General features: G+C 71.3%; 15 protein-coding genes and 2 pseudogenes. 9 read left to right on the top strand and 8 right to left on the bottom strand.

Annotation, left to right across the window (positions count from 1 at the left end; genetic code table 11):
- Nucleotides 1-20: 20 nt before the first annotated feature.
- Nucleotides 21-200, bottom strand: a pseudogene (locus tag ACZ52C_RS32620) (5,10-methylene tetrahydromethanopterin reductase); the annotation flags it as partial.
- A 173-nt stretch (nt 201-373) separates the two neighbouring features.
- Here ACZ52C_RS32620 and ACZ52C_RS32615 point away from each other — a divergent pair.
- Both ACZ52C_RS32615 and ACZ52C_RS32610 read left to right on the top strand, forming a co-directional pair.
- Nucleotides 374-1,324: an NmrA/HSCARG family protein gene (locus ACZ52C_RS32615; protein WP_469078140.1), complete on the top strand. Its 951-nt coding sequence runs from the start codon at nt 374-376 to the stop codon at nt 1,322-1,324.
- 152 nt (nt 1,325-1,476) lie between these two features.
- On the top strand, nt 1,477-1,944 hold the full coding sequence (locus tag ACZ52C_RS32610) for a MarR family winged helix-turn-helix transcriptional regulator (RefSeq protein ID WP_469078139.1): 468 nt from the start codon (nt 1,477-1,479) through the stop codon (nt 1,942-1,944).
- Nucleotides 1,945-2,004: 60 nt separating this feature from the next.
- On the opposite strand, the gene ACZ52C_RS32605 is transcribed toward ACZ52C_RS32610, so the two are convergent.
- On the bottom strand, nt 2,005-2,508 hold the full coding sequence (locus ACZ52C_RS32605) for a carboxymuconolactone decarboxylase family protein (protein ID WP_469078138.1): 504 nt from the start codon (nt 2,506-2,508) through the stop codon (nt 2,005-2,007).
- A 116-nt stretch (nt 2,509-2,624) separates the two neighbouring features.
- Between ACZ52C_RS32605 and ACZ52C_RS32600 the strand changes: the two genes are divergently transcribed.
- Both ACZ52C_RS32600 and ACZ52C_RS32595 read left to right on the top strand, forming a co-directional pair.
- Nucleotides 2,625-3,632: a pirin family protein gene (locus ACZ52C_RS32600; protein ID WP_469078137.1), complete on the top strand. Its 1,008-nt coding sequence runs from the start codon at nt 2,625-2,627 to the stop codon at nt 3,630-3,632.
- A gap of 269 nt (nt 3,633-3,901) precedes the next feature.
- A complete protein-coding gene (locus tag ACZ52C_RS32595; protein ID WP_469078136.1) occupies nt 3,902-4,333 on the top strand; it encodes a tetratricopeptide repeat protein in 432 nt (143 codons plus the stop codon).
- Between the two features lie 354 nt (nt 4,334-4,687).
- Here the strand turns inward: ACZ52C_RS32595 and ACZ52C_RS32590 are convergent, their stop codons facing one another.
- Both ACZ52C_RS32590 and ACZ52C_RS32585 read right to left on the bottom strand, forming a co-directional pair.
- Nucleotides 4,688-5,497 carry a hypothetical protein gene (locus ACZ52C_RS32590; protein WP_469078135.1) on the bottom strand — a complete coding sequence of 270 codons (810 nt, stop codon included), beginning with the start codon at nt 5,495-5,497 and terminating at the stop codon, nt 4,688-4,690.
- A gap of 424 nt (nt 5,498-5,921) precedes the next feature.
- The gene (locus ACZ52C_RS32585) at nt 5,922-6,620 is read right to left on the bottom strand and encodes a DUF4142 domain-containing protein (RefSeq protein ID WP_469078134.1); all 699 of its coding nucleotides are present in this window, start codon (nt 6,618-6,620) and stop codon (nt 5,922-5,924) included.
- 277 nt (nt 6,621-6,897) lie between these two features.
- On the opposite strand from ACZ52C_RS32585, the gene ACZ52C_RS32580 reads away from it, so the two are divergent.
- Complete coding sequence (locus ACZ52C_RS32580) at nt 6,898-7,893, top strand: trypsin-like serine peptidase (protein ID WP_469078133.1); 996 nt, start codon at nt 6,898-6,900, stop codon at nt 7,891-7,893.
- A 10-nt stretch (nt 7,894-7,903) separates the two neighbouring features.
- On the opposite strand, the pseudogene ACZ52C_RS32575 reads toward ACZ52C_RS32580, so the two are convergent.
- Nucleotides 7,904-8,095 (bottom strand): annotated as a pseudogene (locus ACZ52C_RS32575) (mycothiol transferase); the annotation flags it as partial.
- A 76-nt stretch (nt 8,096-8,171) separates the two neighbouring features.
- On the opposite strand from ACZ52C_RS32575, the gene ACZ52C_RS32570 reads away from it, so the two are divergent.
- Complete coding sequence (locus ACZ52C_RS32570; protein ID WP_469078132.1) at nt 8,172-8,537, top strand: hypothetical protein; 366 nt, start codon at nt 8,172-8,174, stop codon at nt 8,535-8,537.
- Between the two features lie 44 nt (nt 8,538-8,581).
- On the opposite strand, the gene ACZ52C_RS32565 is transcribed toward ACZ52C_RS32570, so the two are convergent.
- Complete coding sequence (locus tag ACZ52C_RS32565) at nt 8,582-9,262, bottom strand: class I SAM-dependent methyltransferase (protein WP_469078131.1); 681 nt, start codon at nt 9,260-9,262, stop codon at nt 8,582-8,584.
- 141 nt (nt 9,263-9,403) lie between these two features.
- Between ACZ52C_RS32565 and ACZ52C_RS32560 the strand changes: the two genes are divergently transcribed.
- Complete coding sequence (locus tag ACZ52C_RS32560; protein ID WP_469078233.1) at nt 9,404-10,084, top strand: hypothetical protein; 681 nt, start codon at nt 9,404-9,406, stop codon at nt 10,082-10,084.
- Nucleotides 10,081-10,782 (top strand): hypothetical protein, encoded by a 702-nt coding sequence (locus tag ACZ52C_RS32555; RefSeq protein WP_469078130.1) that lies wholly within the window; start codon nt 10,081-10,083, stop codon nt 10,780-10,782. The genes ACZ52C_RS32560 and ACZ52C_RS32555 overlap by 4 nt, the downstream gene beginning before the upstream one ends.
- A gap of 522 nt (nt 10,783-11,304) precedes the next feature.
- Here the strand turns inward: ACZ52C_RS32555 and ACZ52C_RS32550 are convergent.
- On the bottom strand, nt 11,305-12,147 hold the full coding sequence (locus ACZ52C_RS32550; protein WP_469078129.1) for an NAD(P)H-binding protein: 843 nt from the start codon (nt 12,145-12,147) through the stop codon (nt 11,305-11,307).
- Between the two features lie 5 nt (nt 12,148-12,152).
- Complete coding sequence (locus ACZ52C_RS32545; protein ID WP_469078128.1) at nt 12,153-12,668, bottom strand: nuclear transport factor 2 family protein; 516 nt, start codon at nt 12,666-12,668, stop codon at nt 12,153-12,155.
- Nucleotides 12,669-12,803: 135 nt separating this feature from the next.
- Here ACZ52C_RS32545 and ACZ52C_RS32540 point away from each other — a divergent pair, with 135 nt between their 5' ends.
- On the top strand, nt 12,804-13,694 hold the full coding sequence (locus ACZ52C_RS32540) for a LysR family transcriptional regulator (protein WP_469078127.1): 891 nt from the start codon (nt 12,804-12,806) through the stop codon (nt 13,692-13,694).
- Nucleotides 13,695-13,715 lie beyond the last annotated feature (21 nt).

The following is a 13,715-nucleotide window of genomic DNA, read 5'->3' as shown; positions in this document are numbered from 1 at the left end:
CTTCCGTCGGTGGGGGCCGGGGGAGAGGAGGGCACGAAGGGCGGGTTGTGACCCTCCCCCAGGGCGAACACGCCGAGCCCCACCTCGTCGGCCCGCCGCGCGACCTTGCTGACGTTGTCGATCCGCTCGGTCTCGCTGTGGGGCTGACCGGTGAGCGGGCCGGGTGATGTGTCACCAGCGCTGAAAACGCCGAACTGCATCGCGAGCTCCTCGGATCGACAGGACCGCACATAGAGGAAACAGGATGATACGTCATCTATTTCTGCGGGGGCGACTCCCGGCCATTGCTCGCCCCAGACGGTTGACGTATCAACCGAACTCTGATGTGGTTGATGCGTCAACCTAATCTCTCTCCTTGACAGGGGTAGCTGGCATGAGTGACAAGAAGGTCATCGCGGTCGCCGGAGCCACGGGAGCGCAGGGCGGCGGTGTCGCACGGGCGATCCTGGCCGATCCCGAGTCGGGCTTCACCGTGCGCGCGCTGACCCGCAACCCGGACTCGCCCGCCGCCAAGGAGCTGCTCGAACTCGGCGCGGAGGTCGTACGGGCGGACTTCTACGACGAGCCGTCCGTGCACGAGGCGTTCGAAGGTGCGTACGGCGCCTTCCTGGTCACCAACTTCTGGGCGCACGGCTCGGCCGCCAAGGAGACCGAGGAGGTCGAGGTGCTGGTCCGGGCGGCCAAGGCCGCGGGGCTGCGGCACGTGGTGTGGTCGACGCTGGAGGACACCCGCGAGCTGCTGCCGCTGGAGGACGAGCGCATGCCCGTGCTCCAGGGGAAGTACAACGTGCCGCACTTCGACGCCAAGGGCGAGGCCAACGAGCTGTTCCGCCGGGCCGGGGTGCCGACCACCTTCCTGAACACCACGTTCTTCTTCCAGGGCTTCCTGTCGATGCTGGGCCCCAAGCGGGACGAGGACGGCGTGCTGACGCTGACCCTGCCCTTCGAGGACGGCAAGCTGCTGGCCGGCCTCGACGTGAACGACATCGGCCACACCGCGCTCGCCCTCTTCAAGGGCGGCGATCGTTTCATCGGGCACACCGTCGGGCTGGCGGGCGACCACCTGACCGGCGCCCAGTACGCGGAGAAGATCGGCGCCGCGATCGGTGAGCCGGTGCGCTTCCAGGCCGTGCCCTACGACGTCTTCCGCTCCCTCGGTGTTCCGGGGGGTGACGAGATCGGCAACATGTTCCAGTACTACGGCGACTTCGACCAGGAGTTCACCGGGGCCCGTGACCTGGACGGGATCCGGGAGATCCACCCCGGCCTGAAGAGCTTCGACGACTGGCTGGCCGAGAACGCCGCCGCCATCCCCCTGAGCTGACCGGGCGCCCCTCGTCCGCCCGATGGCTCCACTCGCCCCACCCGTCATCCCGGTAGGCCGCCCGGCCGGCCGGGGTGACGGCGTTTCACGGTGCGGGCGGGCGCGGCCGTGCAGGCATTCGGTGAACTGTCAACTACGTCTACACTTTCTTCATGGGAGAGACAGTGCGATGGCTGACGCCTGAGGAGCAGCGCGCGTGGCGCGGTTTCGTGCGGTTGCATGAGCGGCTCGGCGGCCGCCTGGGGCGCATGCTGCAGTCGGAGTCCAACGTGTCGGCCGCCGACTTCGCGGTGCTCGTCCATCTGACGGACTCGCCGGAGGGGCGGCAGCGGTATCAGGACCTGGCGCGGGCACTGGAGTGGGAGAAGAGCCGGATGTCCCACCACATCGCCCGGATGGCCGGGCGGGGCATGGTGGTGCGCGAGGAATGCGCCGAGGACGGGCGCGGGGCGTATGTGGTGATCACTGATGTCGGCCGGGCGGCCATCGAGGCGGCCGCCCCGCGTCATGTCGAGGCGGTGCGTGAGCTGTTCATGGACCATGTCACGCCGGCCGAGCTGCGGGTCCTGGCCGAGATCTCCGAGCGCGTGATCGGCAAGCTGGACGAAGACCCGACCTGAGCCGAGGACCCCACGCCGAGGCCGGCGACTACGCCGACCCCGCCACCGGCGACAACGCCCTCATCGGATCTCCGCGGAGGTTCGGTGCGGCGCCTCGACGGGGTGCCTGCTCATGATGGAGACGCGATTGAACGCGCCGATGGTGATCGCCACCCATATCACCGCCGAGATCTGGTCCTCGGCGAGAACGCGGCGGGCGGCTTCGTACGCCGCGTCCTGGGCGGCGGAGGAGGTCGGATCGGTGGTCGCCTCCGCCAGGGCCAGTGCCGCGCGCTCCTCGGGCGTGAACAGGGCGGTCTCCCGCCAGGCCGTCAGAACCCCCAGTCGCTGTGCCGACTCGCCCGCGCGCAGCGCCCTTCGGGTGTGCAGGTCGAGGCAGTAGGCGCAGCCGTTCAGCTGCGACACGCGGAGGTTGATCAGCTCCACGGTCGCGCGGTCGAGCCCCGCCTCCGTGGCTGTCACGCTCACCGCCTCCGCGGCCTTCACCAGGGCCCGGTAGGCCTGGGGGCTCTGCTTGTCGACGAAGATCCTGCGCGGCGCGGATCCCTCGATGTGCTCACTCACTGCGTGCCTCCCCTGGGGTGGGCCGGGGCCGCGCGCCGTCTGCGCGCGGTGGTCACCGGACCGCTCTCGTGGCATGATAGTTGATGTAACAACTACAGCATGGGAGAGGGGCCCCGGTGAGCAACGTGGAAGCGGTACCCGCGGCACTGGCATGCGGAGCGGCCGTCGACCAGGACGCCTCGACAGGCGAGCCCCGGGTCGAGGTGCTGTCGGCGCGAGACGTGCCCCTGGGCGGGCCCCGCGCCCTGCGCGTGCGCCGAACCCTGCCGCAGCGCGCCCGCACACTGATCGGAGCCTGGTGCTTCGCCGATCACTACGGTCCCGTCGACGCCGGCGTGACGGGCATGGACGTACCCCCGCATCCGCACACCGGGCTGCAGACGGTGAGCTGGCTGTTCAGCGGCGAGATCGAACACCGCGACACCCTCGGGACGCACGTCCTGGTCCGGCCCGGCGAGCTGAACCTCATGACCGGCGGACACGGCATCGCCCACTCGGAGGTCTCCACCCCGGACACCACGGTCATCCACGGCGTCCAGCTGTGGGTGGCGTTGCCCGAGCAGCACCGGAACGCCGCTCGCGACTTCCAGCACCACATGCCCGCCCCCGTGCGGGTCGACGGGGCCGAGGTCAAGGTCTTCCTCGGCTCACTCGCCGGCCACACATCGCCGGCGCGGACCTTCACGCCGCTGCTCGGCGCCGAGATCGTCCTCGAACCGCACGCGACGGTCACCCTCGCGGTGGACCCCGCCTTCGAGCACGGGCTTCTCGTGGACAGCGGCGACGTACGGCTGGTCGACACCGTCCTGCGACCTGCGGAACTCGGTTACGTCCCCTGCGGCGCGGACACCCTGACCGTGGTGAACGAGTCGGACGCCCCCGCGCGCACCATCCTGCTCGGCGGCCCTCCCTTCGAGGAGGAGATCGTCATGTGGTGGAACTTCATCGGCCGCAGCCACGAGGACATCGTCCGGGCCCGGGAGGAGTGGCAGGCGGGCTCCGACCGCTTCGGCGAGGTCGAAGGGCATGCCGGACACCGTCTTGCGGCCCCCGCCCTGCCGAACGCCGTCATCGCGCCACGCGGCAACCCCCCGCGCCGCCACCGGCCGGGGCCTGGGCGGTGAGCTGGTTCGGCCGGCGCCCTTCGGCGTACGCCACGCCGAGCGCCCGCATGGCGAAGCGGGGGCTGGTCCGTCTTCGACGACCTCCGTACGCCGGACGAGCTACCCGAGGGGGGACGGGGCGGGCGGAATAACCAGGTGCGGGAGCGTGCTGCACGGGAGCTCCCGGCGCTTTCGCCGGTGAACACGCGGCGCCTGTCGTGCCGTTCGAGCATCACCGCGTCGCGTTCCGGGCCCTCGGGAGACGGTCCGGGAGAAGGAGGAAGGGAACCATGACCGAGGACTTCCAGCTGTACCCGGCCACCGACGGGGTGGCGCCCGACCGTTGGGCCAGTGCGCTGCACCTGTTCGACAACGGCGCCGGAGTGCCGCACGAGGAGACCGTCGCCGAGCGCTGGGAGCGCGCCCAACTGCTGTTCGGCGCGCGGGACTACATCGGTGCCGCGAAGCTGCTCGTCGACGTCGTCGAGGAGGCCCCGGAGCAGACCGGCCCCCGGCTGCTGCTGGCCCGCGCCTACTACCACTCCGCGCAACTGCGGCGCGCGGAGGACCAGTTGAGGTTGATCGTCGAGCGCGACCCGGTCGAGCACTACGCCCATCTGATGCTCGGACGCACCCTGCAGCGCCAGGGCCGCCGGGACGAGGCGGAACCGTGGCTGCGGATGGCCGGCGCGTTCGCGGGGGAGTTCCCCGGCACCGAGTGAGCGCCTCGCATCTGTGCAGGCAGGCCGGGCATGAAGGGCGAGACTCCGGGTAGGCGGGTGTCCGCCGGGGAAGGGCCGCCACACCTGGGGAGGTCGAAGCGGTCCTTCCCCCTCTTGCTTCCGCGGGGAAAACGGTCGGCGTGAAGCAAGGCCTCCGGGGACGTCGTACGCCCGAGCCGGACACGGAAGGCCCGTTCTCGGCGGCGCGTCGGGTGGGGAGCGGGGCGTGGCACTTCGCCCGTCACGGACTTGCTCGACGAGGTGGTCACCACCCTGCGCGGCCGACCGTGCCGAAACCTTAGGAGCTTGAACCCGCTGGTCACCGGCGTCGGCCGGTGGTGCGACCCGACTGCTTCAGTCCGTATGGCGGGGGTGCAGGGACGGCGCCAGCGGTTCCAGCGACACGCACAGCGAGGACGGGAAGTCGGGCTCCTCGCGCTGCACGTCCCGGCAGCCCCCCGCCGACGTCCTGCTGATCGGCTCCCAGCCCGATTTCCGCGCCCGGAAGAACCAGCGGTCGCCCAGCCGGGCCGAGCAGGCGGCGTCCTTCGTGTCGTCGCCGCAGGCCGGTCCCGTGCGCCAGGAGATGTCCAGGACCAGCCACTCGCCGTCGCACTTCTCCGTGTCCCGGAACGTGTGCGCGGGCGCGTTGACCGCCATCAACGCCTGCTCGTAGGAGGCGGCCGTGCAACCCGTGGCCGGTGGTGTGCAGCCCAGCTTCCCGCACAGCCGCAGCGCGGGCGGCTCGGCGCCGTCGGCGGTGAAGCGCGTGTAGTTGTCGACGATCACGTCCCGGTCGCCCAGTGGCTCGGGCAGCTTCACCGTCGCCGTGGATGTCTTCTCCTCGGTGCACCCGGAAGCCCTGTCCCCGGACGGCGAGGTGAACGTGACCTGTATCCGCGCCAGGTCCGTCATCGGGTCGGTGAGGACCGCCTTGAGCTTGCGCACACACGCGTCGGGCCCGCTGGGCACCTGCGCGGCGAGGGACAGCGTGCGGCCGTCCGCACTGATACGTACGCCGGTGACCGCGGACGGCTGCATGGTGGTCCACGGGATCGGCTCGTCGGCCGACGACGACGGTGAACTCCCGTTGCCCTGACCGGCCACCAGAGTTCCGCACCCGCCGACGACCAGCACGGCGACGGCGCAGAGCAGGGCGGCCACGACCGCTCGACATGTTCCACCTGATCGTCGCAACAGCCCTCGATCCCCCCTGCGTGTGCCGACGTTCCCCGGGCCAATATAAGTCGGTGGCCCGGACAGCCCTTCGGCTTCGCCGGGGGAGGGCCCTGCCGACGGTCGGCGTGCTGCCGCCGCGTAACCGTGCCGGTGTCACTCCTGGGCGCCAGGTAGCGGCCGACCGTCGGCTCGGCTCCCCCACCTCGATCATTGCACAGTGCAAAGATGGTCGCCAGTCGCCGGGCCCGTCCGAACCGCCTTTTCCGGATGCCTCGTTGGGGGAGGGGCCCTTCGGGGGCGGCGAGGAGGCGGTGCGGTGGGCGCGGCGCGCGCCGGCGAGGCCGAGCAGGGTGGAGCTGAGCCGGGTGGGCAGCTGGCCTGGCACCCGTACGGTCGGCCGTGGCGTCCCCTACTTGGGGGCCACGTCCTCCTCGACCTCCTGGAAGGTGGAGGCGTCGACGAGGCCCGTGTCCTCCAGGACCTCCATGTGGTCCAGGACGGTCTGGTTGGCCTGGCGGGCGTGGCGGCGGATGAGGTCGTTCTGGGTGGCTGCCCGGACCTCGCCGATGGTGGCGAAGATCTTGCCGTGCGAGGCGCGGAGGACGTTGGCGAAGAGCTTGTCGAACTCCTCGCCCTGCGAGTTCTCCAGATCCCGGACCCACTGCTGCTGTTCCTCGGTGGCCTCGTCGGGGATCTCCACACCGAGGATCTCGGCGTCCTCGCGCACGAGTTGGTCCAGCTTGCTGTGTCCGTCGATCAGATGGTCCCCGGCCCGCTTGACGGCCTCGTTGGAGGCGTGGGTCTGGGCGAGCCGGCCGGCCGGGATCTCCCAGAGGCCGGCCTGACGTACCTTCGCGAGGAACTCGCGGTCCACGTCGGTCACGGTGAGGTTGGCGTTCTGGCCCGTCGCCGTCTGTCCGGCGCCGCCGCCGGCGACATGGCCGCCGGTGTGCTGGATCTGGCCCGCCGTCGTGGGGTTGGCCGAGGCTTCCTCGCTGCCCGCCCTGATCGCGATGACGGCCGCGGCTATCACGGCGCAGACGGCCGCGATGACCGTGACGGTCCGTCGCGACGTCCGGGTGGGTACCGCGTGTCGGTTCGCATGCATGTGTTCTCCCGGTCGGGTAGAGAGTTGTTCCTCCAGGTCGGTAGGAGTGGACACCTGTTGCGGCTGGCACGGCACGCAGCGAGAGGTACGCGGGGGAGGCCGGAGATGTTCAAGGGATGGTCAACGAACCGTGGTCCGGGCCGTTCCGGGGTTGATTTTGCGCCCATCGTGGCGTGTACCTGCCGGGCGTCTGTCGTGCACCTGTCCAAGTTGCGGGTGGGGTGGCACTCTGCGTTGCGCGAGTCCGTCCTCGTCCCCCACCGCACAAGGAGTACGTGTGAGAGACATACGCCGCTCGTTCCGCCCGTCCGGCTCGTCCCGCTCCCCGCGCAGGTCCCGCCCCGTCCTCGCCGCCCTGCTCGGCGCCGCCGCGTTGCTCGGCACCGGTGTGTTCGCCTCGCCCGCCGGGGCGGCCCCGGCCGCGGCCGACCCCGCCGCGTTCTGGACCGCGGAACGGATGCGTGAGGCCACCCCGCTGGACCTGCCGACCGTGGCCCGGACCCAGGTGAAGGCCCCCGCCCTCGCCCAGGGCAAGGAGAAGACCGTCGCCCCGACCCTGCCGGGCGCGCAGAAGGACGTCGGGGTGCTGGCCTTCCCCAACGGCGGCGGAGCCTGGACCGGCGGCGGAGCCGTGCTCTCCACGGCCGGACGGGTGTTCTTCACCTACCAGGGACGTACGGCCTCGTGCTCCGGCAACGCCGTCACCAGCGCCAACAAGAGCACCGTCATCACCGCCGGGCACTGTGTGAAGCTGGAGGGCTCCTGGCACACCAACTGGGTCTTCGTGCCCGGATACCACGACGGGCAGGCCCCGTACGGCAGGTGGAGCGCCACCAAGACGCTCTCCACCCCGCAGTGGACCGCGAGCGAGGACATCAACTACGACATCGGCGCGGCCGTCGTCGCCCCGCTGGACGGGAAGCTGCTGACGGACGTCGTCGGCGGGCAGGGGCTGGCCTTCAACACCGGCTACAACCAGGCCATGTACGCCTTCGGCTTCCCCGCCGCGGCCCCGTACGACGGGGAGAAGTTCATCTACTGCAGCGGCACCACCAACCGTGACTTCCTGCTCTCCAACGACCACGGCATGAACTGCAACATGACCGGCGGCTCCAGCGGAGGCCCCTGGTTCACCCAGTTCAACGAGTCCACGGGCACCGGCCTGCTGTCGTCGGTGAACAGCTTCAAGTACAACTTCCTGCCCAACCGGATGTACGGGCCGTACTTCGGTGCCGACGCGCAGAACCTCTACCAGACCGCGCAGTCCTCCTGACCGTCCCCTCTCACGCGCCGGTCACGCCGTCGATGCGCTCGCGGAGCAGATCGGCGTGACCGTTGTGACGCGCGTACTCCTCGATCATGTGCACCATGATCCAGCGCAACGAGACACCCTGGTCGCCGACGTGACCCGCTTCTTCTTCGGACAGACGTCCGGAGTCGTCCAGCGACGCGTCGGCGATCAGCTCATGGATGCGCCGGAACCAGTTGCACACGGCGGTCGGCCGATGGCTGTCACATCGGAGCCGTGGACGAAAGAGACGGGGCGGGCCCATGGGCATCTACGTGTCGATCAGAGGGTGGCTGGAGTGCGACGAGACCCAACTCGTCGCCGTCCAGGAGATCATCGCCGGACACGACGACAACCACTACACCCACGGGTGGAGTTCACCGCGCCGGCACGTGAACTGGACCCACTACGTCTTCTACGGCGCCGACATCCGTGCGTCGGCCCTGGACTGGTTCAGCGAGCAGATCCGAGCGATCGCCCGCATCCCCGCCTCCGACGCCGACGGAGACCTCGTCCAGGGCCTGTTCCTGGTCGGTCACGAGGTCGACGGGCCCACCGAATGGCAGGTGCGCGACGGCCGGCTCTTCATCACGCCGGCCGACGTCAGGCATCGGTACCTCGACGAGTGAGCCCCACGTGTATGCGTCGGCGCGCAGTGCGTCGTACGCCCGGCTCAGCGGAGGCGGCGTACGCGGAGTACGAGGTCGTCGGTGTGGTGCGCGCCCGCGCCGCCCTCCGGTGCGACGCGGGGCCGCTGCTCGTCGACCTCCACCTCCCAGTCGTCGTCGAGGAGTTCGGTGACCATCGAGGGCCAGACATAGTCGGCCGGGTCGAAGCCGCTCTCGTTCGCCTGTTGGTCCTGCATGCCGGCGTGGTGGACGAGCAGCAGCACGCCGCCGGGCGCGACGGCGGCGAGCAGGGCGCGTTCGGCGGCGGCGTCGGGGGTGCGCAGCAGGGCCGGGTACTGCGCGGAGACCAGGTCGAAGGAGGCCGGCGGGAGCGAGGCCCGGGTGAGTTCGGCGTGCACCCAGTGGATGGTGAGGCCGGCGTCGTGTGCGTGTCCGGCCGCGCGGCGCAGGGCCACGCCCGAGACCTCGAGCGCGGTGACGTCCCAGCCGCGGCGTGCGAGCCAGAGCGCGTCCGCGCCCTCACCGCAGCCCACGTCGAGGACGCGTCCGGGGGTGAGCGAGGCGGTCTCGGCCACGAGTGCGCCGTTGGGCAGGCCGCTCCAGAGCTGCTGCCGGTCGGCGTAACGGCCGTCCCACTCCGCCCGCACCGCGGGGTCGCCGGCGTATGCGCCGACAGGCGAGGGGAAGTCGAACACGGTGGGTCCTCCTGCGGTGTCGTCGATCATGACCCCACGGTCGCCCACCGCCTCCCGGAACGGCCACTGTTGTTGCCGGTCCGGCAAATCGAGATGCGCCGGGGGCGCGGGCGGAGCCCGCGGGCAAAGTCCGTGGCGGTGTGGCGACGGGTCCGGCATCATCCCCGTGTGATGGTGATGCAGCCCGTTCTGGAGATCGTCGCCCGCGACGGCTTCGCGCTCTGGCCGGTGAGCGAGTACGAGTCCTACGACTACCTCGTGCTGGACGGGAGGATGACTCCGGCGCAGGTCGGCACGGCGGTGATGCGGATCGCGGACTGCAACGACTTCGAGCCGGAGGAGGAGCACGGCCCGTGCCCCACCGACCCGCTCGGCGTGTTCCTGCACGGCCTGCTGACCATGCCCGACCTCCACGCCGCAGGCGGCTTCCGGGTCACCGACGGGGCCACCGGCACCGTCCATGTCGAGCCGGGCTGTTGCTGCGGCCTGGAGACCTGGCGGGACTGGCTGGAGGTGCTCGACGGCAGCGGCTTCTCCGGCTTCGGCCACGATCCGTCCTCGGCCGCCGAACGAGTCGGCGACACCGTCCGGTTGACGTTCGACGCCGATGCGAAGGACGACAGTCCGGTGATCGAGCTGCCGGTGGACGACGTCCGCGCGCTCGTCACCGGTGCTCAGCAGGACCTGCGGGACTTTCTCGGCCTCGCCGGAGACTGGGCCGAGGAACACCTGCCGACCCACGCCGCCGCCGTCACCGCGGCCCTGGCCCGGTCCTTGGACCTGCACGCGGACCTGGACTCGGGCCCGCACTCGGACCTGGACCTCGGCCCGGACCTGGAGCGCGGAGCGTGACCAGCTTTCTGACGCAGCGGGCGCGGGTGCATGACGGTCGGCTCCCGCTCCAGCGGCGGCACAGCGCGCTGCGCACCTGCCTCACCGTCTTCGCGCCCTACGGTCTGCGGGCGACGTACCACCACCTCACGCTCAGCGCCGCTGTTCCCCGGCGGCTGGAGGCCGATCCGGACGCGCTGGTGCGGGCGGTGGAGGAGCTGCACGAGGCGCGGGTGCTGTGGCTCGCGCGGGCGGAGCGGTACGCGGCGCAGCGCCGGGCGGAGAAGCGGGGCGGACGGCGGGCCGTGCCGGACCCGCGCCCGTGGTGGTTGCGGAGCTGGTGGGACGGGTCGGAGCGTGCCTGGTACGACGCCCCGTTCCGTCACCCGTCGCTGCGACTGCCCGAGTACGTCCGGCGGCAGAACGCGCTGCTGGACGGCGTGGAGCTGCCCGGCTGTCCGGCGTGCGGTGACGAGGGACCGCCGGAGCCGCACTCGACGGGGCACGGGCGGGTCGAGCTGTGCGGCCGGTGCGCGTGGGCTCCGGCGCCGTGTCCGTGCGGACGGCCGCACCGGCTCGTGCCGGACACCCCGTACAGCTGGAAGGAGATCTGGCGGCGGGCGCACATGAACGACGACGGCATGCCGAACCCGTACTGGCCCGGCGGGCCGGCCGGAAGCAGGTGGTACGGCGAACGATCGGCGCGCCGGAGCCCGTAGGCCACGGCGAGCGATCCCACGCGCGGCCGTCCCACTCTCGGCGACGACCGCCACCGCCCGGCCCATGAGACCGGGCCGGGCGGTGGCCGTCGTCGGCAGGCGCGGCGTGCATCGCGTGGATGAGGTGGATGGAGGTGGCGAGCCCGGCCCCGTGTGGGCGTCCCGGCCCCGGCCCCGGCCCCGGCCCCGGCCCCGGCCCCGGCCCCGGTCCCGATCCCGGCTCCGGGCGAGGAGGGCAGGGGGGCCGATGTCGTGTTCGGCCATGTGATCTCGTCTCTCTGACATCCCTGGCCATTCCGGGCGGGGGACGGTTGGCGTGACTGCGCCCCGCCACACGGCCGGGCAGGGCGCGTACGCCAGCCTGCTTTCGGGCGGGAGCGCCCACCACTTGCCACCACCACCTGGAGTAGCTCCACCTCGGACCCGGTGACCGGGGGTCGTCCCCGCTCACCGGGTCGGCTCACCGGGCCGACCGGGGCGCAGTAGCCCCCCCGCTCCGGCCGTGGAGGACGGCGGCCGTGGTCAGCCGTCGAAGGCGGCGGCGTTGTCGTGGGCCCAGTCGGCGAAGGAGCGGGCGGGGCGGCCCAGCAGGTCTTCCACGGTGCTCGTGGTGGGCCCCGGACGGTGGGCGTAGTCGGCCAGTGAGCCGAGCAGGCGGTCGGGCACCTCCTCGGGCAGCCCCTGCGCGAGCATGCCCTTGCGGACGTGCTCCGGCGGGAGCTCCTGGAAGGTCAGCGTCCTGCCGAGGGCGGCGCCGATGAGGTGCACCTTCGCCACCTGGTCCAGTGGCTGCGGGCCGGTCAGCGTGTGGGTCGACCCCGGGGGAAGGCTGCCGCGGAGGCCGCGTGCGGCGACCGCCGCGATGTCGGCTTCGTGGATGGGGGAGGTGGTGGCTCGGCCGTAGGCGCCGCGCACCACGTCACCGGACCTGATCTGCGGCGCCCAGGCCAGCGCGTTGGCAGCGAAGTCGGCCAGGCGCAGGACCGTCCAGTCCAGGCCGGAGCCGCGGACGAGGTCCTCGGCGTGCTGGAACTGCGCGGCGAACCGGGCTTCCCCCGCCGGGTGCTCCACGGTGGTGGCCGACAGCAGCACGACACGCCGTACGCCTCGCCCGGCGGCGAGTCGCAGGAGTTCGCCGAGTCCCGGGCCGGTGGCGCGCGGGCTGATCTGCAGAGCCTCCACTCCCTCCAGCGCAGCCTCGATCCACTGGGGGCGGAACAGGTCGCCCCGGACGGCCCGTACGCCTTCCGGCAACGCGGCCGGCCCGGAGCCACGCGTGACCGCGGTGACGGGTGCGCTCTCCCGCAGCAGCTGCTTCATCACCGCGCGCCCTACGACACCTTGGGCTCCAGTAATCATGTACATGACACTCACTCCTTCTCTTGATGGTGGGGCGGGTCGATCTGGAGGGCGGAGGCGCGCGGCACGGGCGGAGGCGCGGGGCGAGGGCGGTGAACCGGTGAGCCGGTGAGCGGGGTGGAGTCGGCGTACCTGACCTCGTAGACGCGTTCGCTGAACCTCCAGCCGTCGGCGGTGCGCTTGTAACTGTCGTGATACAGGGCGTAGTTCAGGTGCGAGCTGCCGTCGCGCAGCCGTCCGAACTCCTGGACGTGGACCCGCCCGGTCGCGAGGTCGCCGTCGAGCCGGACGACGCCGGGGTGAACGTTCTGCACGAAGAACTCCCACAGCCCCTGCCCCCATTCGATCCCCGCGCGGATCGCCTCGCGGCCGACGAACTCCCTGTCGATGTGCGGCCATCGCATGACACCATCGGGCGTGAACAGCGAGGCCACGCGGTCGAAGTCGCGCATCATCACGGCGTCGGTGACCTCGGCGCACAGCTGCCCGATCTCGAAACGATCGACGACGGCCCGCATATCGCTCATCGCACGTCCCTGCCTCATCGATGCGTGGGGCAGGCGTCCACTGCCTGCCCGCTGGGTGATGTGTCCAGCATCGACGCAGGTCAGCGGCGGAACAATGTAGAGTCCGTGGGGCTATCCATAAGGCGGGGGTTATGTATGGAGCTGCGCGACATAGAGATCTTCCTGACGCTGGCCGAAGAACTGCACTTCGGCCGCACAGCCGAGCGGCTCCATGTGTCCCAGGCCCGCGTCAGCCAGTCCATCGGCAGCCAGGAACGCCGCCTCGGGGTCAGGCTGTTCGACCGCACCAGCCGGCGTGTGGCCCTGACGCCGGTCGGCCGGCGTCTCCGCGAGGATCTCCAGCAGGCCCTCGACCTCCTCCACGCAGGACTCGCCCGCGCCCAGGAGGCAGGCCAAAGCGCGGGCCGCAGCCTGCGGTTGGGCGTCTTCGGCCATGCCGGACATGAACTGCGCCCCCTCGTCGACGAGTTCCGCGCCCGTCATCCCGGCTGCGACATACAGTTCGGCGAGATCAACGGCGCCGACGCCTTCTCCGCGCTGCGCAGCGGAGAGCACGACGCGCATGTGCTGTGGCTGCCGGTCGCCGAACCCGACCTCACCGTCGGGCCCACCGTACTCACCGGAGGCCGCGTCCTGGCCGTGGCCGCCGACCATCCGCTCGTCGAACGCGGCAGCGCGTCCCTGGAGGACCTCGCCGACAACCACGTCGTCGACCTCGGTCCCGAAGCCCCCGAGTACTGGGTCGCCTCCATGGTCCCCACCCGCACCCCGCTCGGCCACCGCATTCCCCGCGGACCCGCCGCGCGGACGTTCCACGAGATCCTCTCCCTGGTCGCCGCCGGACGCTGCGTCCACCCACTCGGCGACATCGCCGCGCGCTACAACAAGCCCCCCGGCATCGTCTTCCTGCCTCTCCACGACGCCCCCACCCTCGAATGGGCACTCACCTGGCGCACCTCCGCCGACACCCCCACCATCCGCGCACTGGCCCAGACCGCGGCCGACCTCGGACCCATCGCGATGTGACGCCGACACGATCGCCCGAAC

This window comes from Streptomyces sp. NPDC034049, assembly GCF_055575575.1.
The sequence above is the reverse complement of the archived record's forward strand: the minus strand, read 5'-3'. Positions and strand labels throughout refer to the sequence as shown.